Source organism: Prochlorococcus sp. MIT 1327, from assembly GCF_047304785.1.
In the GTDB taxonomy this organism is placed as follows: Bacteria; Cyanobacteriota; Cyanobacteriia; order PCC-6307; family Cyanobiaceae; genus Prochlorococcus; species Prochlorococcus marinus_D.
The window spans coordinates 1,612,254-1,634,424 of record NZ_CP138972.1 but is presented as its reverse complement, the minus strand read 5'-3'; the positions used below and the strand labels follow the sequence as shown (position 1 = coordinate 1,634,424).

General features: G+C 46.4%; 21 protein-coding genes and 1 tRNA gene. 16 read left to right on the top strand and 6 right to left on the bottom strand.

The window, feature by feature from the left end; all coding sequences use genetic code 11:
• Nucleotides 1-2 precede the first annotated feature (2 nt).
• On the bottom strand, nucleotides 3-4,046 hold the full coding sequence (locus SIB80_RS07940) for a magnesium chelatase subunit H (protein ID WP_063420273.1): 4,044 nt from the start codon (nucleotides 4,044-4,046) through the stop codon (nucleotides 3-5).
• Nucleotides 4,047-4,161: 115 nt separating this feature from the next.
• Between SIB80_RS07940 and dapB the strand changes: the two genes are divergently transcribed.
• From dapB to SIB80_RS07920, 4 genes are all read left to right on the top strand, one after another.
• On the top strand, nucleotides 4,162-5,013 hold the full coding sequence (dapB, locus tag SIB80_RS07935) for a 4-hydroxy-tetrahydrodipicolinate reductase (protein ID WP_063414873.1): 852 nt from the start codon (nucleotides 4,162-4,164) through the stop codon (nucleotides 5,011-5,013).
• A 17-nt stretch (nucleotides 5,014-5,030) separates the two neighbouring features.
• Entirely contained in the window at nucleotides 5,031-5,687 is a 657-nt protein-coding gene (locus SIB80_RS07930) for a hypothetical protein (protein ID WP_011130191.1), read from the top strand.
• A 368-nt stretch (nucleotides 5,688-6,055) separates the two neighbouring features.
• A complete protein-coding gene (locus SIB80_RS07925) occupies nucleotides 6,056-7,246 on the top strand; it encodes an FAD-dependent monooxygenase (RefSeq protein ID WP_169189851.1) in 1,191 nt (396 codons plus the stop codon).
• Nucleotides 7,247-7,267: 21 nt separating this feature from the next.
• The gene (locus SIB80_RS07920; protein ID WP_011130189.1) at nucleotides 7,268-7,480 is read left to right on the top strand and encodes a DUF2949 domain-containing protein; all 213 of its coding nucleotides are present in this window, start codon (nucleotides 7,268-7,270) and stop codon (nucleotides 7,478-7,480) included.
• Here the strand turns inward: SIB80_RS07920 and SIB80_RS07915 are convergent.
• Nucleotides 7,471-7,989 (bottom strand): adenine phosphoribosyltransferase, encoded by a 519-nt coding sequence (locus SIB80_RS07915; RefSeq protein WP_063420368.1) that lies wholly within the window; start codon nucleotides 7,987-7,989, stop codon nucleotides 7,471-7,473. The genes SIB80_RS07920 and SIB80_RS07915 overlap by 10 nt on opposite strands.
• Before the next feature lie 43 nt (nucleotides 7,990-8,032).
• Here SIB80_RS07915 and SIB80_RS07910 point away from each other — a divergent pair, with 43 nt between their 5' ends.
• From SIB80_RS07910 to SIB80_RS07900, 3 genes are all read left to right on the top strand, one after another.
• A complete protein-coding gene (locus SIB80_RS07910) occupies nucleotides 8,033-8,632 on the top strand; it encodes a DUF3038 domain-containing protein (RefSeq protein WP_011130187.1) in 600 nt (199 codons plus the stop codon).
• Nucleotides 8,632-9,249, top strand: coding sequence for a DUF4335 domain-containing protein (locus tag SIB80_RS07905; protein WP_063420271.1), 618 nt, complete (start codon nucleotides 8,632-8,634; stop codon nucleotides 9,247-9,249). Before SIB80_RS07910 ends, SIB80_RS07905 begins: the two co-directional genes overlap by 1 nt.
• 130 nt (nucleotides 9,250-9,379) lie before the next feature.
• Entirely contained in the window at nucleotides 9,380-9,781 is a 402-nt protein-coding gene (locus SIB80_RS07900) for a hypothetical protein (protein WP_011130185.1), read from the top strand.
• On the opposite strand, the gene SIB80_RS07895 is transcribed toward SIB80_RS07900, so the two are convergent.
• On the bottom strand, nucleotides 9,778-10,293 hold the full coding sequence (locus tag SIB80_RS07895; protein ID WP_063420270.1) for an EF-hand domain-containing protein: 516 nt from the start codon (nucleotides 10,291-10,293) through the stop codon (nucleotides 9,778-9,780). The genes SIB80_RS07900 and SIB80_RS07895 overlap by 4 nt on opposite strands.
• Nucleotides 10,294-10,444: 151 nt before the next feature.
• Between SIB80_RS07895 and SIB80_RS07890 the strand changes: the two genes are divergently transcribed.
• From SIB80_RS07890 to SIB80_RS07870, 5 genes are all read left to right on the top strand, one after another.
• The gene (locus SIB80_RS07890; RefSeq protein ID WP_205909676.1) at nucleotides 10,445-11,170 is read left to right on the top strand and encodes a response regulator; all 726 of its coding nucleotides are present in this window, start codon (nucleotides 10,445-10,447) and stop codon (nucleotides 11,168-11,170) included.
• Nucleotides 11,170-12,504, top strand: a complete 1,335-nt coding sequence (locus SIB80_RS07885) for an ATP-binding protein (protein ID WP_063420269.1) — start codon at nucleotides 11,170-11,172, stop codon at nucleotides 12,502-12,504. Before SIB80_RS07890 ends, SIB80_RS07885 begins: the two co-directional genes overlap by 1 nt.
• Nucleotides 12,505-12,624: 120 nt before the next feature.
• Entirely contained in the window at nucleotides 12,625-13,554 is a 930-nt protein-coding gene (gene ppk2 / locus SIB80_RS07880; protein WP_063420268.1) for a polyphosphate kinase 2, read from the top strand.
• A gap of 343 nt (nucleotides 13,555-13,897) precedes the next feature.
• Complete coding sequence (locus SIB80_RS07875; RefSeq protein ID WP_169189850.1) at nucleotides 13,898-14,047, top strand: hypothetical protein; 150 nt, start codon at nucleotides 13,898-13,900, stop codon at nucleotides 14,045-14,047.
• A gap of 214 nt (nucleotides 14,048-14,261) precedes the next feature.
• Nucleotides 14,262-14,651, top strand: a complete 390-nt coding sequence (locus SIB80_RS07870; RefSeq protein WP_236066104.1) for a carbohydrate porin — start codon at nucleotides 14,262-14,264, stop codon at nucleotides 14,649-14,651.
• 448 nt (nucleotides 14,652-15,099) lie between these two features.
• Here SIB80_RS07870 and fldA read toward each other — a convergent pair whose 3' ends face one another.
• On the bottom strand, nucleotides 15,100-15,624 hold the full coding sequence (gene fldA / locus SIB80_RS07865; RefSeq protein WP_063420266.1) for a flavodoxin FldA: 525 nt from the start codon (nucleotides 15,622-15,624) through the stop codon (nucleotides 15,100-15,102).
• 953 nt (nucleotides 15,625-16,577) lie between these two features.
• Here fldA and SIB80_RS07860 point away from each other — a divergent pair.
• The 3 genes from SIB80_RS07860 (at nucleotide 16,578) to SIB80_RS07850 (ending at nucleotide 20,415) form a co-directional block, all read left to right on the top strand.
• The gene (locus SIB80_RS07860) at nucleotides 16,578-16,991 is read left to right on the top strand and encodes a hypothetical protein (RefSeq protein ID WP_063420265.1); all 414 of its coding nucleotides are present in this window, start codon (nucleotides 16,578-16,580) and stop codon (nucleotides 16,989-16,991) included.
• A 766-nt stretch (nucleotides 16,992-17,757) separates the two neighbouring features.
• The gene (locus tag SIB80_RS07855) at nucleotides 17,758-18,501 is read left to right on the top strand and encodes a type 1 glutamine amidotransferase (protein ID WP_063420366.1); all 744 of its coding nucleotides are present in this window, start codon (nucleotides 17,758-17,760) and stop codon (nucleotides 18,499-18,501) included.
• An 828-nt stretch (nucleotides 18,502-19,329) separates the two neighbouring features.
• Nucleotides 19,330-20,415: a fatty acid desaturase gene (locus SIB80_RS07850; RefSeq protein WP_063420365.1), complete on the top strand. Its 1,086-nt coding sequence runs from the start codon at nucleotides 19,330-19,332 to the stop codon at nucleotides 20,413-20,415.
• Between the two features lie 97 nt (nucleotides 20,416-20,512).
• On the opposite strand, the gene SIB80_RS07845 is transcribed toward SIB80_RS07850, so the two are convergent.
• Nucleotides 20,513-20,599 (bottom strand) — tRNA-Ser (locus SIB80_RS07845).
• Nucleotides 20,600-21,073: 474 nt separating this feature from the next.
• On the opposite strand from SIB80_RS07845, the gene SIB80_RS07840 reads away from it, so the two are divergent.
• Nucleotides 21,074-21,526 carry a hypothetical protein gene (locus tag SIB80_RS07840; RefSeq protein ID WP_063420364.1) on the top strand — a complete coding sequence of 151 codons (453 nt, stop codon included), beginning with the start codon at nucleotides 21,074-21,076 and terminating at the stop codon, nucleotides 21,524-21,526.
• A 43-nt stretch (nucleotides 21,527-21,569) separates the two neighbouring features.
• Here the strand turns inward: SIB80_RS07840 and SIB80_RS07835 are convergent, their stop codons facing one another.
• On the bottom strand, nucleotides 21,570-21,827 hold the full coding sequence (locus SIB80_RS07835) for a hypothetical protein (RefSeq protein WP_063420264.1): 258 nt from the start codon (nucleotides 21,825-21,827) through the stop codon (nucleotides 21,570-21,572).
• Nucleotides 21,828-22,171 lie beyond the last annotated feature (344 nt).

Genomic DNA, 22,171 nt, shown 5'->3' with positions numbered 1-22,171 from the left:
AATCATTCGCCAGATGATTGGTTGTCTGGAGTTGTTACTCCTTCAATTCGATCTTCTATTTCCTGGTAAAGCTCTTGCAATTGCTGGATGTTCTCATCAGATGTTTCCCAATATCCTCTGCCATTAACTTCTAATAAGGTACCAACAATACGACGGAAACTATGTGGATTAAGTTCCATGAGACGCTTACGCATCTCTGGATCATTGATGAAGGTTTCGTTTGACTCTTCGTAGACAAAGTTATCTACCTGTCCGCTAGTTGCGCTCCATCCGAGGGTAAAGTTCAGGCGCTTGGCGACTTCGCGAACGCCTTCATAGCCTGAGTTGACCATGCCTTCATACCATTTTGGATTGAGTAACTTTGTACGGGAGTCCAATCGAATCGTCTCGCTCAGAGAGCGGACCTGCGCATTTGCTGTTGTTGTATCTGCGATGTAACTCGTTGGAGCTTTGCCATCATCTCTAAGACCCTTGATTAAATTTGTGGGGTCTGAGTCGAAGTAGTGGCTGACATCAGTAAGTGAAATTTCAGCAGAATCAAGGTTTTGGAATGTGACATCTGCTGTTTTCATCACAGATTCAAACACTTCTCTGTTTTGGTTCATCTCTCCTGGGTTGTCAGCATTAAAAGCAAATGTCTTGCGTGAAAGATACATCTCTTGAAGTTCATTCTCTTCTTCCCATGTTGAGTTCTCTACTGCAAGATTTACGTTTGAGCTATAACTTCCACTTGAATTAGAAAATACACGGCAAGCGGCATCCCTAAGGCTTGTGCCTTGTGCCTTTGCTTGTTCAAGGGAGTGTTTGCGTACGAAGTTTTGATCCAGTGGTTCATCGGCCTCAGCTGCCATCTTGACGCCTTGATCGATTAATGCCATTTGGTTGATAAACAGATCTCGAAATACTCCTGAACAGTTCACAACCACATCAATCCTTGGTCGACCAAGCTCTTCAAGGGGAATGAGTTTTAGCTTGTTAACACGGCCTACAGAGTCTGGTACTGGATTTACACCAATAAACCAGAGAATTTGCGCAAGTGATTCGCCGTAGGTTTTGATGTTATCTGTACCCCAAAGAACACAGGCAATTGTTTCTGGCCAATCGCCCTGTTCTTGGCGTTGACGTTCAATTAATTTATCGACGACTCCTTTTGCTGCAGCAACGGCAGCTCTGGTAGGAATGGCCTGTGGATCGAGAGCATGAATGTTTTTGCCACTTGGCAGAACCCCTGGATTTCTAATTGGGTCTCCACCTGGACCAGGAAGCACATATTCTCCATCGAGGGCACGCAGAAGGCTCTGCATTTCCATGTCTGCGCATATCTTTTCAAGGCAACCGCGCAAATAAGCAAACAGTTTGTCAAGCTCAATGGAATCAATGTTGCCGAATCCAGCTTTTCTACAGGCTTGCAACCATGCATTGGGGCGTGTTACACCAAAACGCTGAAGTAGATTAAAAAACCAATCCAAATACCAGTTGGAATTATCTTTCATATTCACGCGTCCGTCTCGTCCCGTGAGAGATTGCACCATCGCTCTAACGGCGACACGAGATGCCTCAGTGATAGTGCGATTGAGCTCTACATCAGCAAGAATGCCGTCATCATTTCCTTTGTAGATATCTTCTATTTTGCGATCTATCGCTTCTGCTAACAGCCCAGGAAGCGAACGAAGACCATCGTCTTCACGTTCAAGGGCGGCGATGCTTACCAGTGTTGCTATCGCTTCTTCTGCCGTGGGTGGTTTGCCGATCGTGTGAAGTCCACATGGCAGAAGGCGACTCTCGATTTCCATCAATTGGCTATACACCGCGCCTACAACGGCATCCCGTTGGTCGAGATCTAGCTCTGCCGAGTCTTGTTCTGGCAGGTCTACGTCGCGATCAAGATTGCATTGGCGTGCGGTTTCAATGATGGTATTGACGATTTGCACACCACGACCGCCTTCACGCAGTTGCTGGTAGGACCCCACCAGTTCGCCCAGTTCCTTGAGGCCTTTATAGAGGCCTGCATTTTCTGCTGGAGGAGTGAGGTAGCTGATTGTGGAGGCATAACCACGCCTTTTTGCAATCGTTGCTTCGGAGGGATTGTTCGCTGCGTAGTAATAAAGATTTGGCAGCCCTCCGATCAATGAATCTGGATAGCAGGTTTCACTCATGCCCATCTGCTTGCCTGGCATGAATTCGAGAGAGCCGTGGGTGCCAAAATGGAGCACAGCATCAGCTTTCCAGATTTTTTCGAGATAGGTGTAGTAAGCAGCAAAGCCGTGATGAGGACTGGCGCTTCTTGAGTAGAGCAAGCGCATTGGGTCTCCTTCGTAGCCGAAGGTGGGTTGAACGCCTACAAAGACGTTGCCGAAGTGACGTCCATAGATCAGTAGGTTTTGACCATCACTATTGAGTTCTCCTGGCGGCTTGCCCCAGTTTTCTTCAAGGCGCTCTGAATAAGGTGTCAGGTGCTCGTACTCAGCCACACTCATACGGTGTGCAATGGCCAGTTCTGGTGCTCCTTCTAGTGCTTCAGGATCATTGATTACCGCCTCCATCAGTGCTTTGGAGTCTTTGGGGAGGTTTTGGATGTCGTAGCCCTGAGCCTTCATTTCCTCCAAAACACGATGGATGGAACCAAAAACATCGAGGTATGCAGCACTGCCAACATTGCCTTTATCTGGAGGGAAACTAAAAATAGTAATTGCTAATTTTTTCTCAGCTCTTGACTTGATTCTTAGAGATGACCAACGGATTGCTCGTTCAGCAATCGCATCAACCCGGTCTTGAAGTGTGTGGGCTTTGCCAGTGGCATCATCCCTACCAGAGAGCACGATTGGCTCGATGGCTCCATCTAATTCTGGGATGGCGATTTGTAGTGCAACCTGAACTGGATGCAGGCCTAAGTCACTAACTTCCCATTCCTGAGTTGTTTGGAAGACAAGCGGGAGCGCAACCATATAAGGGCGGCTAAGGCGCTTGAGAGATTCGATAGCCTTGGGGTGATCCTGTCTGGCAGGGCCACCCACAAGGGCAAATCCAGTGAGGGAAACCACCCCATCGACTAGGGGTTGGTCAGGGTTGACTGGGTCGAAAAAGAAGGCATTGACAGGCTTAGAGAAATCAAGCCCACCGCAGAAAATGGGGAGGACACGTGCACCACGGAACTCAAGCTCTTGAATGACAGCGACATAGTGGGCATCATCACCAGTGACGATGTGGCTTCGCTGCAGGACAAGACCGATCATTGGGCCTTTGTGGGCTTTCTCTGAGAGATCCGTGCGGCTGGTCGTCCAGTTGAGGTACTCCTTGAGGTCTTCAAACATCGACGGGGCCATCGGATGCCAGATGCCCAGGTCTGGGAAGATCTCTGGCTCCACGATGTCTAGTTTTGGACGATCTTCCCCTTCTGTCGCTGGAAAGACATACTTATCCGCCAGCATTAATAGGAAGTTGCGCAGGTTGTCTGGCGTACCTCCTAGCCAGTATTGAAAGCTGAGCACGAAGCTTCTTGCATCTTGTGCTTTATCAACTGGCAGATATTTAAGAACGTTGGGGAGTGTATTTAATAGTTTGAGCATTGCGTCTTGGAATCCAGCACCGTTTGATTCCTTTCGCTTTTTCATGAAGTTGGCGATAACACTATCGCTCTGTCCCAGCTGGGCCATTGTGAAGGTGCCAAGCTTGTTGAGCCGCATCACCTCCGGCATGGAAGGGAAAACAACAATGGCTTTGAGCCGCTCGCGATGGGGGGTGACAGCGTCCACCACTTTCTGAGCTAGGTCTTCAATGAAAATCAGCGAGGCGATAAAAACATCGGCTTCGGCTACATCGGCTTGGAAGTCTGCAAAGTTGCTTGGATCGCGCAGTTCTTCGATGAGGTAACCACTCAGTTCAACGCCAATGGCTCCATTTTGTGCATTGAGGCTGTTTGCGGCCTGGGAAAGCGCACTTTGGTACTGAGGTTCGAGTACCAAATACACCGCTTTCATGACAGCTTGATGGCTGTGGTTCTCCGCAGGAGCAACTCGGCGATCGGCTGAGCGAACCTGCGTGAACATTGGAGTACTGCAAAGTAATTTGATGAAGCCTAGGTTGTCTGGGGCTCAGCGTGAAGTTCGCTGCCTGGGTGTTACATGAGTCGACCCATAGGCTTTATTCAGCGATCGCCCTCCCATGACCTCAGTCCCTCCAGAGTTGATTCCTGTTGTGGTTGCTGGCGCACTGGGCCGCATGGGGGCTGAAGTCATCAAAGCTGTTCATCTCGCTTCGGATTGTGAGTTGGTTGGTGCAGTCGACACAACGCCAGGCAAGGAAGGTGTGGAGATAGGCGAGGAGCTTGGAATTGGTGTTCTTGATGTTGCTTTGACGTCCGACATTGAGGCTTGTCTTTGTTCTGTCAGCCAGTCTTTTCATAGGACTGGCCCTGGACAAGGCGCTGTGCTTGTTGATTTCACACATCCTTCAGTGGTTTATGAGCACACCAGGGCGGCGTTTGCCTATGGGGTTCATCCGGTCATAGGAACCACAGGACTCTCACATCAGCAGTTGGTTGATCTCAGTGAATTTGCAGCAAAAGCGTCGATGGGAGGCGCTGTGATTCCAAATTTCTCTGTTGGCATGGTCTTACTGCAACAGGCAGCAGCAGCGGCTGCACGCTTTTATGACAATGCAGAACTGACTGAGCTGCATCACAACCGTAAGGCTGATGCTCCGAGTGGCACATGTATCAAAACTGCAGAGATGATGGAGGAGCTCGGTAAAAGTTTTAATTCGCCTGAAGTTGATGAGCATGAATCGCTGACTGGTTCCCGTGGTGGCTTACGAGCTAGTGGCTTAAGACTCCATTCGCTTCGTCTGCCTGGATTGGTTGCCCATCAGGAAGTGATGTTCGGAGCTCCTGGAGAGAGCTATACACTCCGGCACGACACCATTGATCGTTCGGCCTACATGCCAGGTGTGTTGCTAACCGTTCGTAAGGTGCGACAGCTTCAAGGTCTGGTTTATGGCCTTGAACGCCTCATCTGAAATTCATTTGCGTGTCGATGTTGGTCCCTTTGCGTCCAGGAGAGCTTCAGAGGCTTATCCCTGCAGTGGCCACCAGTAATCAATTTGCAGCGGCCCTTGGCAACCCTCGCAAGATTCTGCAGAGGGTCATGATCGCCGCCATTGGAGGTGTGATCACATTATTGATTAGTCAGAGTCAGCTGGCGAGTCGATGGGGTGCTGTCTGGCTTGTTGTTGGAGTGGCTCTTCTGCTTTATGTGCTTTGGGGCCCAATCGTTGAAGCGGGTCAGCGCAATGCAGGCCTTCGTCGTTATCCGGCGGCGGCCATCTTCGAAGGTGAGGTGGCCAATGTGTTCACCCGTGAACGAGTGCTGGACCGTCATGAGCAAGCGAACAAGCTTGGAGAGTTGGAGCTTGTTGAGAACAGACGTACTTGGATTGTTCTTGAGTTAGAGGATGAAGATGGATATTTGGGTCAACTGAGCTTTCCGATGTCCAAGAAGCATCAGTTCATCCGAGCTGGATCTCTCATTCGTTGCCTTGTGCTGAGCGATCGCAAGGATTTCAGCCGTATCGCTGCACTGACTGATGCATGGTTACCAGGGCAGCGGTTGTGGGTCGGGGAGTATCCCTTTTTGCTAAGGCCTGCATTTGAGGAGCTGTGTCAGTTGCGTTTTGCTCGCCAGACCAGCTGAATCGCGCTAAGAGATTTTTCTTGCCACTAGCTTGAAAAGTCTTAGGAGTGCAAATGGCATCGTTCGTTTGACTTATACAATTACTCGATTGCTCTGAGGTTCTCAACAAGAGAATGGTTGATCAATCAATACTTTTTACGATTGAACACTTTTAGGATTTGCCACTGAAATACCGGGGGGTGCCTGCCAGTTAACATCTCTGTGGAGGCTTCGCCATGCTCAGGGATATTGCATTGCCCTTCACTTTTTGCAGAGATGGTTGGGAAACTGCTTTGAGGAGCTTTAGAACATGATTGATCAATTCACAGCTATTGGCGAACTTGCAGCAAAATCACTAGTGATCTGTTTCTCATTTTCTGGTTGACCACTTGAACCGGTTCCACTCTGCAGCAAAAGGGTCTTTGCCAGTTGACATACGAGTGAAGATCCTTGGCGCTGGTCCCACTGGGACCCTTTTGGCGCTTGCTCTTGCTCGGCTAGGTAACAGCGTCACCCTCTGTGACCCCTTAACAGTTGAAGAGTTGCCAGCACGAAGTAGAGCCTATGCGCTTACGCATTCATCAAGGCGATTGCTTCAATCACTTGATCTATGGGCCTCACTGATTCCTCATCTCGCTCCATTTACAAGATTGCGGCTAGATGATCAGGAGCTGAATCGTCATACCTATTTTGAGGTTGATGATCTTTCCAGCCAAAATCAGCTTCACGGTGCCGTCGGCTGGATTCTTGACCATCGACCATTAATGGAATTGCTGATTGATCGTCTTCAGACATCTCCAAAGGTGCTTTTGAATTTGGGGAGGTTTGATGATCATCATCTCGATGGGCACGATTTGGTTGTTGCGGCTGATGGTCCGAGATCTCTTACCCGCCAGGCATGGGGTATCAACACTTGGAACCATCCTTATCAAAATGGGTGTTTAACCGCCAAGGTGCTGCTTCGGGGTGCTGATCATTTGATGGCATATGAGCTTTTTCGTGCTGAAGGTCCTCTAGCTGTCTTGCCAATGGGAGGTGAGGTCTTCCAGATGGTTTGGAGTGGTCCTTTGAGACGATGCCAAGAACGTGCTGGTCTGTCTCCTTCGTGCTTTCTTGATCATCTTGCTGCGGTGTTACCAGATGGCCTTCAGCCAGATGTGCTCTTGGATCGTCCTGCGGCATTCCCTCTCCAACTCGCCTTTGCCTTTCGTTTGCAGCGAGGTCGTGGCGTCCTTGTGGGTGAATCGGGGCATCGTTGTCACCCTGTCGGAGGACAAGGGTTGAATCTTTGTTGGCGTGACGTAAGCACGTTGATGAACCTTGTGAAGAATGTCGATGAGGGCAAGTTGCCTGTTGAGAAGTTGCCTCAGGTCTATGCCCGCAAGCGCATTTTTGATCTCGTGTTGGTTGGTTTATTTACTGATCTGATCGTGCGCTTTTTCTCCAGTCGAAACATCCTGTTGCTGATGGTTCGACTGCCGCTGATGTTTCTTCTGGCTCGCCTCTCGTTGTTGCGTCAGTTGCTTTTGAAGGCCATGACAGATGGACCGATCACAGTCATCAGATTGTTGCCAGAATGATCGTCTACTGCAGTTGGTTAAATGGTGATCAGTAGCCATCCGCAGCCCTCATTCTCACCCCAGTTACTGCAGTTTTTGCAACAGAAACTCGGCCTTAGCGAGAACGCTCTGAACTTGGGCTTGCGTCAGGCAGAACTTGAGCAAGCACCTCTGCCGGTCGTGCTTTGGAGTTTCGGTTTACTCAGCTTGGCTCAGTATCAGCAGGTTCTCGATTGGGAAAATGATCAGGAGTAGATAATCAGTGACTTCACTGGTATCTCAACTGGAAGTTGCTGCCGCCCGCCGAGAGCGGCTAATTCGATCACAAAACCACATCCCACCAGATCGCCACCAGCTTTCTCGATTAACTCGACTGTGGCTCTTGCAGTTCCTCCAGTCGCCAGAAGGTCGTCCACCAATAAGACACGGGGATCACCTTGCAGAGCATCCGCATGAATCTCGAGCCGATCGCTGCCGTACTCCAGGGAATAGTCGATGCCAAGAACATCACCAGGCAATTTGCCAGGCTTCCTAACCGGAACAAAGCCGATTTTCCGATTCGTTGCTAACGCTGTTCCCACAATGAATCCACGTGATTCGATTCCGACAATTAAATCGGGTTTGAGTTCTGTGCAGAGATCTCCTAGCTGTCGCATCACTTCATCCCAGCCATCGGGATCACGCAGCAGGGGACTGATGTCCCGAAAGAGAATTCCAGGTTTTGGAAAGTCTGGTACGTCTTGAATGAGGTGGCGAAGATCCAAAGAGTGGTGACGCAGGGGCCTTAGGCCTGGCATCATCGCAGCCATGATCAATGCAACAACCACTTCAGATCCTTCATCAACTGTTCAGCCACAGAAACCCTTTGAGCAAAAGCAGAGCGGCGTGCAGAACAACACCGTTCTTGGCAGGAGAGGACTTGAGCGTCTAGACCTTCTCTTGCTTGTGGTCGAATCACTTGATCTCAATGGTGGTGAGGCGATGCTCTGGGCAACCAATCAGTTGGGTTTGCAGAAACAGTTCCCCAACCGGGTTGAGCTTTGGAAGCGACGTTGTCACAATCCACTGAGACGCGCTACCCGTCGAGGTGACCTCAGTTCTATTGATACTGAGGCTTTGCTTCGCCTGCTTTGTTTTATGGCAAGCCGTCTTTATCCCCTTCTTCATCAGCTGCTTTCTTCACGTGAACCAGAAGAACTCAATTTGCAGCGCTGGACTTTGCTGGATCAGCGACTGCGCGATCTGATCGAGGAGAGGATGAATCCTCGGCGCGGAGCTGTTCAGCGTCTGTTGAGGCCAGAGCAATCTCAGCCTATTCAGCGTGAGCTGGTGCTTACGCTTGCTCTTGCTGCTGGTAATGGAGGAGTCGATCGCCTGCGCGCCAGCCTGCTTGATCCGACACCCTGATGCTGAACCTCTCTTTCCGTTATGACCAAACGGCAGTCCGCCTTCAGGTGGAGGGCCTGCCAGATTTCTCCGCAGGTCACGGGGATGGTGTTCTAGGCATCCTGTCGAGTTGGCGGCTGCAGTTGGTTGGTTCACCAGAGCTAGAAGGCAAGCGTGAACATTTGCAGGCCTTGATGGCTGCTGTGCTCCCCTATTCACGCCACCGCATTTCTGGTGTCAGTCGAGCTTTTGGTGACGAAACCAGTGTGGTTGTTATGTCTCCTGTTGGGGACAGACATCAACTGCTTTTGCGTAGTAGTCAGCCGAATGTCCCTCCTCTCACTCTTAACCTTGATGATGCAGAGCTTGCTGATCTCGTGCGTTGTCTGGATGAACTTCGTCTTGACTCACGAGTGCAGGTGCACTGGGAGTTGCCAATTGATTACCCATTGCCTCGACAGGAATTGGCCGAGCGAGTCCCTCTTGGCCAACGCTTAGGGGCTCCATTGATTGGTGGCGCAACATTGGTTTTGATTGCAGGTCTTGGTCTGTTGCTGCCTGTTCCACGCAATCCAGATGGAACGCTGTCCCCTGCCACTTCTAATGCGCCAGAGTTGCAATCACGTTCTGATCGTTGACGAACAGATCTTGCAGGCCAGAATTACGTTCTATTGAAAACACTTTTATACCTCCCATTGGCAGGTATGCAGGCTTGAAGATCGAATTAATCGTGTCCTGTTGAAGCGGACCCCCCTACTGACTTATCCCATGAGCAGTCCTCTTCGAAAATTCAATAACTCAGATCGTCAACGACAGGTTTTCCGCAGATCTCGACCCAGAAAGGTGCTTCCTCTTTGGCGTCAATGTGTTGAATCGATGCTGATGTTGGTTGGCGGCATCGGTTTATTAGCTTTTTTGAACTGGATTCCTCAACGACTCGATGGGGTGGTGATTGTCAGCGAAGCAATCGCTGATCTGATTCGCGGTATCACTCATCTGCTTGAGGCCCTTTTGGGTCTTGGTTCGGTGATTTTGTTGGCTGGACTCGTGATGCTTGGACTAATCCTTCTCCTTGGTGGCAGCTGGCGGATGTTGAGGTTTTTTACACAACTATGGAGTAGGCCGAAGAAGGTTTCCAGAAGGCCAATCCGTCGCCAGATGCGTCGTTAGTGCTTGCGAGGATGAGGATGCGGCGCCAGTGATCTTTGCAGCATCCAAAGTTCCTCCATCGTTATATCTCTATCGTTGTTTAAATCCAGTTTGTTGAAGTTGTTGGCCAGCCAGCGGATTGACTGAGCTTCATCGCGATTGAGTTTCCCATTGCCGTCGATATCGGCTTGCTTGAAACGTTGCTGGAGACGTTTACCGTTTGGATGAGTGCCGGGAGGTCGCAAGTCCTCTAAAACTAAATAACCTCGTGAATTCTTTCTATTCAGCCTTCTTATCAGGTAAGTCTTTTCTCCAACCTCGCTTGCATCCAGCCGACCATCGCCGTTGAGGTCCAGTCGTAAGAACATGGCTTCCATGCGCTGGCCGTAATACTCAATGCCATCTGGTAGTGCTTCGGCAGCGGTTTGGTTCAGCAGAGCTCCAGCGCTGATCAGTCCTGCAGTGATCAACCTGAAAACCTTTGACTGCAATGATTTCGGCCAGCAAAGAGGGGGCCTTGGCTGATTTGTCATGCAATCAGCCTATGGATCGTGTCCAGCAATGTCGATGACTGAACTATGACCAAAGCTCTTTGAGCTGTGACATGCTCCAACCCCTTTAAAAAAAGCGATAGAGATTGTCTATACCATCGAGGAACAGTGGCTTCTAGAGCACGCAATAGTGATGGAACGCTCCTCGATGATCTGGGTTGTGGACGATGACCCAGAACTGCGACAGATGGTGGGTACCTATCTGATTGACCAGGGTTATGACGTTCGCTGTCTCAGCGATGTCAAGCAACTGGAAGCACGGTTGGAATTTCAACGACCTGATCTTGTCGTCCTTGACTTGATGCTGCCGGGTGATGATGGCCTTTCCGCTCTGCGTCGTTTGCGTGATGCAGGGGATGATTTGCCTGTTGTGATGCTTACCGCGAGGGGGGAGGCCGTTGATCGGATCATCGGTCTCGAGCAAGGTGCAGACGATTACCTCGGCAAGCCATTCCTTCCACGCGAGCTTTCTGCTCGTATTGAAGCCGTTTTGAGACGGCGCTGTGCGCTTCCCGCTGGCACCCCTTTAGCAGAGGGTGGCGATGTGGTTTTTGGTGGGAATGTGTTGAATCTTTCCGCTCGTACCCTGACCCAAAATGGTTCTCCAGTTGTGATTACGAGTGGAGAATTCAGCTTGTTGTCCGCCTTTGTACAACATCCTCATCGCCCTCTTTCTAGGGAAAGATTGATCGAACTCGCTCGTGGGCCAGCTTGTGATACGGATAGTCGAAGCATGGATGTTCAGGTTTCGAGGGTGAGAAGGTTGGTTGAAACTGATTCCAGTCGACCTCGCTATATCCAGACGGTATGGGGCTATGGATATGTTTTTGTTCCTGATGGTGAGCCCAGGTCTCGCTGATGACGCGGACACAACGCAGGTCGGCGATCGTGTTCACTTCTTTGGGCTGGAGTGGCGTTGTTCTTGGCAGTTGGGCGCTTTGTTTATTGGTTTTGCAGGTGCTCTTTGGTCGACAGTTAGAGATGCTTCAGACCGTTCAACTTGGTCGTGATCTATCACTCAACGTTCGTCTTACTGAGTTAGCTCTTGAGCGGTATCCCCCTGGTTTGGTTTCTGAGCTAACAGGGCTGGATCTAGCAGTGATCGATCGACCACCAGATCCGCTCCGATTTGATCATTCTCTTCAGCGGCAAACAGATGCGCTTCAGAGGCAGCTATGCCAACGACTCTCCCATTGTCCAATTTTGGTTCCTTTCTCGGCTGAAGGTGCGCAACGTGGAGCTTGGATTGAACTAATTTCCCCTTTGGAGCCCGTTTGGCTCCGAGTTGGACTGCGTTCCGCGTTTGGTTGGCCACCGGAGCCAATCATGTTTGGGCTGGCTTTGGTTGGTGCCGTGGTGATTTGTGGTGGTCTTTTTCTTCTCTTTCAGGTTGATCGACCGTTGAGGGGTCTGGAAAGGGCTCTCGCTCGTGTTGGTGATGGTATTGATCCTGAGGCTGTAGCAGCAGTGGGAGCTCCTGAAGTTCAACGCCTCACACAACGTTTCAACGCCATGCTTTTACGCTTATCGGCCAACCGCCTTGAAAGGGCAACGATGCTTGCAGGCATCGCCCATGATCTGAGAGCCCCCATAACTCGACTCAGTTTTCGGCTGTCTTTGCCATCCCTCAGTGCTAATGATCGTGAGCAATGTTCAAGGGATTTAGAGTCTCTTGAGAGAATTACTGGCCAGTTTCTTCTTTTTGCCGGTGGTGGTGATAGCGAAGCCTTGGTGGAGCTGCCTCTAGATGCGTGGATGGCTGAGGTCTGCGCTACTCATTCTGCCGATTTGCTGAGGCTTGATCTTCAACCTCTTATGGCCAATGTGAGACCTGTTGCCTTGGGACGAGCAGTTGTCAATCTCATCGACAATGCATTTACCTACGGTTTAGCCCCCGTGACTGTTTCGCTGCGTGGCTTTGAACACAGCTATCACATCGAAGTTTGGGACCAGGGAAAAGGCATGCCAATGGATCAGTGGGAGCGAGCCGTACAACCTTTTCAACGCTTGGATGAATCACGCCGGGAACAAGGGCATAGCGGCCTCGGGTTGGCGATCGTTGCTCATGTTGTTAGTCGACATGCAGGCCAACTTAGCTTTGTTGCTTCTGATGGAACCAGTGAAGATCAACCTGGTCGCTTTGCGGTAAGGCTTAAATTGCCTTTTGACCCTCCTGAAAAGTCGTTGCAGTAAAACGCCGTTGATACTCTCAATGTTTTTTGTAAGATTGCTCAAGGATTGAGAAAGCTTGATTCATGGTTTCTTTTTGTCACTTTAGGAGGTAATATAAGTTTGCTTTGCTAGAAAGTTGAGATGGGCAAAGACAAGAATAAGAAACTGAAGAAGGCTTCCGTCTCATCAGACAAAATCAGTGAAATGGATTTGGAAAGTCTTGATGGAACTGATCAAGACATCAAACAACCATCAGCATTTTCAGATGGTCCTCATTCAAGTTTTCAACGTCTCAACAAGAAGCTATATGAATCTGAATTGAAGAAGCTTCAGTTAGATTTGGTGAGGATGCAGTACTGGATAAAAGCCACTGGTTTTCGCATGATTGTGCTGTTTGAAGGCCGTGATGCAGCTGGTAAAGGGGGCACGATCAAACGATTGACAGAAGCTTTGAATCCCCGAGGTTGCCGTGTTGTGGCCTTGGGAACTCCATCAGATCAACAAAAGACCCAGTGGTATTTCCAGCGATACGTTGATCATTTCCCTAGCGCTGGAGAAATTGTCGTGTTTGATCGCAGTTGGTATAACCGCGCTGGTGTGGAACGGGTCATGGGTTTTTGTACACAAGATGAGCTAGAGCGCTTCTATCAAGCTTGTCCTCAATTTGAAAGGATGCTCGTACAAAGTGGCATTCTTTTACTCAAGTATTGGTTTTCAGTTAGTGACGTACAACAGGAGGCCAGATTCCAGTCAAGGATTAACGATTTTACGCGTCGTTGGAAGCTTAGCGAGATGGATCTTGAGGCTCGTAATCGTTGGGTTGAATTTTCCAAAGCAAAGGATGTGATGTTGACTCACACCAATATTCCTGAAGCTCCATGGTTCACCGTAGAGGCTGATGATAAACGTAGAGCTCGTCTAAATTGTATTCGGCATTTGCTCGGCAAAGTCCCCTGGGAAGACATGACACCGCCGGCCATCAAACTTCCAGCTAGGCCTGAACAGGGTGAATATGAGCGCCCACCAATTAATGAGCAGTTTTTTGTACCCAATGCCTATCCTTATGATTGATCTTATTGGACTCCTCCCCTTAATAATGTTTCTATCATAGTAGTCAGTACTCCTCAGTCTCAATACTATCTTGCAGAATTTGATGGCGTTGCCTATGTGTCGACAGTTTTATTTTTATAAGGCTAGCTTTCAAGTCTAACCAATAATTAAGACAGGTCTTTCGTAGAGATTCATTGATTAGAGCGCCTTCAATTGCATGTCAAGTATTACATGCAGAATTCGATGCTTGATCTTGATACTATCGCAATTTCTGTCGGTATAGGCACTAATAGTCTTTCAAAGGCTAATGCTAATAACAGATCATTATCATCCGCCTTTCTCCCCTATCTGTGTGAGGAACCAAATGAAACTCTTCCAGCAATTGCTGGTGGCACCTGCTGCCTTGGGCCTGATGGCCCCTATGGCTGCTAATGCCGCAGACCTAGACATCAAAGGTGTGTCCGATTATTCGGCCTCCAGCGAGCAGGTCACCAGCATCTCCCAATTCCAATGATGATCTTTGTGGTGGCATAGCTAATGATTGTTCTGCTGGAACAGGAACTGCTCAAATTGGATATATCGATCAGCAGTGGGGTGTCGCTGCGACCTTTAGCTATCTTCAAAATAATGATCTTGTCCTTTACTCGAGTATGGATGTAGTTGATAGCTACGGATTCACTTCTGGAACCGATAGCTATACAAATGCCTTCGCATTGTCTGTATACTGGATGCCTCAAGAGAATGGTTGGATCCCATCAGTTAGCCTTGGCTGGGGCATCAATTCAACCAGCTTTGAGGATGACCATGATGTTTACGAGGGAGAAGTTTCTCAGTCGCAGTCCTGGATGGTTGGTCTCGAATGGAATGATCTGTTTGTTGAAGGTAACGCTGGTGGTTTCGCGATCGGCCAGGCACCATTCGCAACCAGGCTTAAAGGTGGTGGCACACCTCATGATGGAAACTATGTTTCAGACCTTTGGTATAAGTTCCAGGTGACTGACCACATTGTTGTTACCCCAGGCCTCTTCTATCTGAGCCGCCCTGCCTCAGGGCTTATGGATACTGATGAAACACTCAACCAGTTTGGTGGTGTATTGAGAACGACATTCAGCTTCTAGATCGCAAGCTTTTACTTGCATCAACAGCTTGATATTTCTAAGTTGTTCAAGAAGATAATCCAGAGCATCTTTTACACTCTTTCATATGTAATTGTAGATTGCAAAAGGCGTTTGCAATTTTTACTTGATCAACTATTTGTTTAATCCATATAGGCATTACACATTTCACGGTAATAGAACCTAGCGAATTTAATGTTTAATAGAGTTTCCTGCTTATCGCTTTAAGGCACTAGCAGGCCTGATTAAGCTCGCGAACAATCTAATAATCTCAGAGCAAAGTATGAATCAGAGATATTTGATTATTTTGTCTTTACTGTGGGGATGAAATATGTTATTTCTTCATCGATTAATAGCAGGCTATTAATCGATCGATGAGATGTGAAAAAAGAGTGGATGAGTTGTTTGCAATTGTGATCTCTCGTTTAATAGAGATATCTTGTAAGCATCATTAATTTAACGCAGGTATCTCTTGCTTGAGCTGAATTGCCCATGACATCAGTCGATCATCCGTCATGTCTGATTCGCTGTCTTCATCGAGGGGTAGACCACAGAACTTGTCCCCTATTAAACTCTTTGAATCTTCAAATGTATAACCATCTTTTGAGACATATCCCACCATTGTCGCTCCTGCATTTTTGAAGCATTGATGCAGCTCTTCAATAGCATCACAGAAGTTTTCGGTATAAGTCGATGAGTCTCCGAGCCCATAGATTGCGACTTGTTTACCACTAAGGCTTAGCTTGGAGATGCCTTCGAGCATTGAATCCCACGCTGTACCAGATCGTTCACTATCTGCACCTGTGTTCCATGTTGGAATACCGCAAATAATCGCATCTAAATCGTTTAGCGGGCTTAAGTCCTGTAGATCAGCTAAATCCTTAGGTGTATTACTGCCATTGAGGAGAGGATGAAGCCGATCAGCGATATCCTCAGTTTTACCTGTTGTTGTTGCAAAGTAGATGCCGACAGCCATGGATTCAATAAATGCAAACCAGTCTTAATGCAGCGAGGTTTGTTTATGTCGTCCATTATTAACTCAATGTCGTGCTTATTTATACAATATATTGATTGTTCTAGATGGTTCTATGACTTTCCTTCTCAAGCAAGCTCTGCTGCAGACAATTTTGATTGAAGGAAATGCGTTTTTTCTAGACATTTGGGTTCAGAGTAGGCAATGGTTTGTTAAAACTTGTCTCTTTAAGAACCTAACCGAACCATTGGTCAGGCTTTTCAATTGAATATTACTCTGGCTAGATCAGCCTTTAAACAGCTTCAGAATTTGAATTAAATCAGTGATATATGTTACGTCAAACACATATTCTATATGACTTCAGCATGCTTTTGCGGCTTCGTCAGTATGTGTTAGTACGACTTTCTATTTATTCTTAAATTAATGATAATCTTTTTATATTATAGACCTCTGCCGATAGTTTTTATTCAATATCGCTGGTTTGTTTGATTTCTAATGCCTTGAATTCAATAAAGCTTGTATTGAGCTTATTCGATTCATGTCTCATGAATAATGAAATCAGGATCATATCATTGGTTGTGGGGATTATTGTTAAAGGATTCTTTTGAGCTCTGCTCTATAAGCAGCATATCTCTATACCTTTGTGCTTTAACTCAGATGATGGCTTATCCGTTGAGGCGTTCCATCCAAAATCCGGCTAACTGCCAGCTGGTCCAAAGAAATATACCTAGGAATGCCCAGTTCATCCATACAGGCCGTTCTGGGTTGTCCATCTTCGTACTCATGATTAATTAAAATCATGGCAGCTTTCTCTCATGATTCAATCTGGATGAAGGAATTGATGCACTATCTGCATTTGGCAATGTCTCCTTAGAGTGATTTCAATACAGCCTTTTTGCTTTTCTTGTCATTGCAGGCCTGTTAACCCGTCATGATGGAGGATCCGATGATGCCTTATGGCTGATGCTCCCTATCTAATTGCCTTGGCCTTGCTTGAGCAAAATGGTAAGCGTGCACTACCACTTTCAGGTAAATCACAGTCGCTTCCACCGAGCAATGCGGACAGTGGTGGACAACAGGCGCGTCATGACATGCCATCAGATGATGGCAAGGCCCTTGCCTTGGAATTATTGCTGCGCATATGGCAACGTACAGATGACGGCCCCTTGAACCGAGCTGTTGGAGCAAACAGCTTCCTACTTGTAGAACTGCCAATGGAGCGTTTACCGGAGGATCTACCCGCAATCAAGGCTGCCTGGATCCAAAGCGGGGACTTCTCGAGCTTCCTTCTGGATTTGAAAAAAATAGCCGAAAGGGGCTGGACCCTAGAGTTTGCCAAGTATCAGCCAGTTAGCTTCAAGGCTTGGTAATGGATCGGCTAAGCAAATATATTTTGGGATTATTTGCGATTACGATTTTAGACTTTATCACTATCAATCCTGTTTTTCTTGGACTATGCATCGATGTTGAACTTCTTAGTAAGATGCATTTTATACTTTAAGAAGCATCCCTATAGAAGCTTTTATTCGATTGCGAATTGTCGATCATAGATGCTAGATAAAAAATGATTTCTGCTTTGAATCCTATTTATTTTTCATTGACTACAGTCTTTCTATTATATATTAAGTACTTAGATCATTTGGCCTTCATGATCTGCGAATAGAAGTTACTTTTAAAGCCCGATATTGAAACAAACTCCTACTGATTCTATATCTTATTTTCCCAGTGAACTTTACTCGAACTACTCGGTCATTTTTGACCAAATTCTTTTTCTACACTTTGTAGGTCTAAGATCATTCATGCTCATCATGATGCTGATTAAATCCTCCAGACAGACGCTGAATTATTATGTAATCAGCAGCTTATATTTTTTTATGGTTGAAATGCTGTGCGCAATGCTTTCGTCCAATGACCTTATTGCTTTTCGTGATTCTAGAATAAATCAAATCTGCCTGTTGTAAATGTCATTGATAACCACAAGGGCTAATTTTATAGCCACTGTTTTTTCTTGCTTTAGTTGCATTTATTTGTTTATTGAGCTCGTTTCAGCAGTCAACCCTTATCAATCAGGCTGTTGGTACTGCTGTAGCAGTTAACCTCAACAATATTAGTGTGACAAATTCATTTTCTATTCAAATGACACGCCTCTTTGTTGTTCAACATTTAGACCGTGAAACTCCTGGTTTGTTTCAAGACCTTGCACAACAACACGGGATGGCAGTCCATGTCATCCGTGTGGACCTAGGGGAACCTTTGCCTTCTTTGGTTAAAGGTGATGGTTTGCTTGTCCTAGGAGGGCCGATGGGCGTAGGCGATCTGCATAACCCAGCCTTCCCATGGTTAGAGGATGAGGTTCTTTTAATTCAACAAGCCTTGGAGCATCAGATCCCTTTTGTTGGTGTCTGTCTTGGTGCACAGTTACTTGCACATGCTTGTGGTGGTGGCGTTGAACCTCTGTTGGGCGGAGATCCACCGCGACCACTTGCGGAGGTCGGGTGGGCACCAATTACATCAACGCTCGAGGCAGCAAATCAGTCACTGATAACGTCTTTAATGCAGCCGCTGGATGTTTTGCATTGGCATGGCGACAGGATAATTCTGCCTGAAACCGCCAACGTTCTTGCCTGTAGTGTTCGCTGCCGTGAGCAATTGTTCAGAATTGGCCCATTGGCTTATGGCCTCCAGTTTCATCTAGAGGTCGAGGATGAAGATGTTTTTCGTTGGATTGCTGAAGACAATGATTTCATCTGTGCGGCCCTTGGCGAGAATGCAGCAGATATTTTGCGTGATCAGCAGCGATTGTATAGCAGTAGTAGTAGACCTAGACGTCTAAAATTGCTTGCAGATATATTTCGCGAGCTTTGGCCATCACATTTTTAGACCATTAAATATTCTTCAATCTATTACTACGTAATCTCAAACTAGTGTTGTTTAATTGATCAATTAAAATTTAATAAATCAGACTCTATTTTTTTTATCTATTTAACGATAGTATTCTTAGTAGACTTTATGTAGAGCCTTTGTTGCCGCTATCATTGTTTTCTCGCAAGTATTCGCTGGTTTCCATCCTTTTCACTTTGTTAGCTTGATTGATGCCTGCATGTATTTCTTTAAAACAGAGAAAACTCCGCAAAAGTTTTAAGACTCGCTTTCGTTGTTTTATTTGCGTATCATTCTATTATTGCCAACGGTTATTGCCTATTGATCATGTTTAACACTATGACTTGTGCAGGCCAGTAAGGATTCCTTTCGTTTGTTGATTAGGTCTTTGTGACTTTGGTTTGCTGTCTCAGCATGAATTCCTTGGATATTTTAGCTGACAGCCTAATTCGCATTAATTAAAATAATCACAGTTGATTTTGTCCAGATTTCTATAGTTTTAAATCATGATACCTTATCGTCAATATATTTATTTGATGAGTATTTGGCTTCAATGGTTGCTACTCTTTGATTGTTACTCAATGAAGCTCTCGATACCTTTTTTGGGCGATGCTCGCCTAGTCATCATCAAAAGATCGGTGGCCTGAAATGTGTTGAATAAACTTAGCGATTTTATCCACCTCTATGCAAAGCCCCAGCTTGCCGATAAAAGTGGCATATTAGAGGGACACTTCAAACGTAAGTCAGATCTCAACACAATCCTACGATCCACCAACTCGACCAGTGGACAGGCCTCTAAACAGGACTGATTTCGTCATTGAGCCCTATTTGCAACGCAGCGACCCTTGGGCTTGTTGGCAGTTGTTCTCCACTCTTGTTCCGATCTCAGCATTATGGCTGATGGTGTCATTGATTGGGCATGGAGCCTCTCCAGTTGGCCTGAAGGCTGCTCAATTATTCATTGTTCTTGTCCTGTTGGTTTTGCTGTCGTCTCGCTGCTTTTCTTTAATGCATGATTGCGGACACGGTTCTCTGTTTCACTCCCGATTGCTCAACCGCTCGGCCGGTTTTTTTCTTGGAGTGCTTAATGCGATACCTCAACACCCTTGGTCACGAGGGCATGCTTATCATCATAAGCACAATGGAAATTGGCAGCTTTATCGAGGCCCTTCAGCTTTATTAACTCTTGCTCAGTATCAATCTCTATCTAAAACTAACAAGATTATTTATTTTATAAGTCGCCATCCATTGATGTTATTTCCTGGTGGTTTCTTTTACCTTATTATAAAGCCTCGATTGGCCTTGATTCTGGGATTAACAGAATATTGTTGGTCTAAGTGCCGTCAATTTGTTGTAGGTCTTCGAGATGAGGGCTGGAACAGTATCAATAGTTTTAGCTCTCAATTACTGAAGCATCAGTCAAGTTATTGGTATACCTCTGGAGAATTAGCTGATCTTCTGGCAAACAACCTCTTGGTACTAGTAAGTTGGATATTAATGAGTCGATGGCTCGGAGTCGGTCTGTTTTGGACTTGTTACTCGTTGGTGATGACAGCTTCGGCAGCTATCTTTATTTGCATCTTTTTTGTTCAACATAATTTCGAGGGTTCCTATGCTCATGGTAATGACGACTGGAGTTACTTTACTGCAGCAATTGAAGGGAGTAGCAATTTAGATATTCCACTATGGCTTAATTGGTTTTTTGCAGATATTTCTTTTCATAGCATTCATCATCTTTGCGAGAGGATACCTAATTATAGATTGAAGGCATGCCATACACATAATCAAGCACTTCTGCATGGAGCAAAGAAATTACGCATTACAGAGATACCAGATTGCTTTGCTTATATTCTTTGGGACTCAGACTCCAATAAGTTAGTCACACTTGCAGAGGCAAATCTACAACCTGTTTGACTAGGCCATAATAAACTTAGTTATTATAATTGTTTTCACAACATGCAATATAGAAACTCTTTTGAAATCTAATAACCTGCTGTTATGGTAACTAAAACGGAGAGGGTGGGATTCGAACCCACGATGCCCTTGCGGACATGCTGGTTTTCAAGACCAGAGCCATCAACCACTCGACCACCTCTCCCTCAACTGACTCTAACAAGTCAGCTTTGATATTTTAAACCATGACATTGAATGGATCATGGCCATGCTCGTATTTGAATCAGCCTCTAAAGTCTTGTGTCTGCCTCGGCAAAAGTGATTCACTCGTCATGGCAATCAAATCTTTTCCATTATGTGTGAACTCGTCCGCGATGGAACTATTGGATTCACGAAACAATTAGCCAGTTCAGGATTTTTCATTCAGGCAGCCCCAATTCCCTCCTTTTTGTGAAGTGAGCTTTTCGATGTATCAACAGTCTGATTCGTTGCACAAATCTCGCTAAACCATCAGCATCAATATATTAACCGCATTATTTAATCATTCGCTGTTCTCAATCCTATAAGACCATCACGGATATCGTGACTGTCCAATGTTTCAATGCTGCCAAGCATTCCGTTGCAGCTTGGATTCCAGAGATCAATTATATTTGTCCAAGCATTACTTGTGAAGTTACTCATGCCTAGTCAGCCTCGAGATCGGCTTGGAGAAGTTTATGGACGCCTGACTGTTGTTCGTGCATCAGGTCGCCGAACAGCAGCAGGCAATTCCTATTGGTGGTGCCGTTGTAGCTGCGGCAATGAACGTGAAGTTCCGAGTGACTCTTTATCTCATCGCTTGAGAAAGAAAAAAAATATTACCGAATGCATTGAATGTTCTCGCGAAATCACAACCGAGGCTGTTTGTGACAAGAATGATCGTGAGGAGAACTTAAGAAGAAAGCAGGCGCTAATTAATCGCGAGAATCTTGTCGGTAAGGTTCCAGATCAATGGCTAAAACTTCCCTTAACTGATGCTCATGCCAGGGAAATAGGAGTAAAGAAATTTTTCAGAGGCACTTATTGTCTCAATGGCCACCTTTCTCCTTATCGAATCAATGGTGGTTGCTTAGCTTGTAATAGAGCTGAATAGGATTCCTATTAACCAACATTCTATGCACTCTGATTAGTATTGCTTACCAAGCACCCATAACATTCATTCCCGCAGCCCATATCCCCATGCCTACCAGGCACACGCTAATGGCTCCCATACCAACGCAGCCAATGCTCACTAAACCCATGGATACAACCCCAATACTCACAAGGCCCATCGGCACGATGCCGATTGCAATGATTCCACGAGGAGCAATACCAACAGCAAAAATCTTTGCTAAACCAGAAAACTCTTCTTCTTGTTTAGATTGATTTGCTCCATCAGCAATATTAGGCTTCATGCTTGAATAGCTGTTCGTTAATAGTAATATCCTAAAGCTACTTGCGTATCTCTAGCCATCGCAAACATGAATCAACTAATTGGATAGGAGGATTGTTAATGTATTTGTGCAGCGATTGAGACCATATCAGTTGTTTTAAATGTGCTCTTGTGGTTTATTCGAGGCATGTGATTGATAGGTTTTCTTACCTAGATATAACCGATGAAAATGAAGAATGAAATCTATGCTCCTTAGCGACTCTGCTTCATGCTTGTTGGCAAATGCCTATTGAAACGTTGTTAACTTTTGATTTGATGGCCTATCTCTCATTCTTCAGGTTAATGAGCATCGTCTTTATATGTATC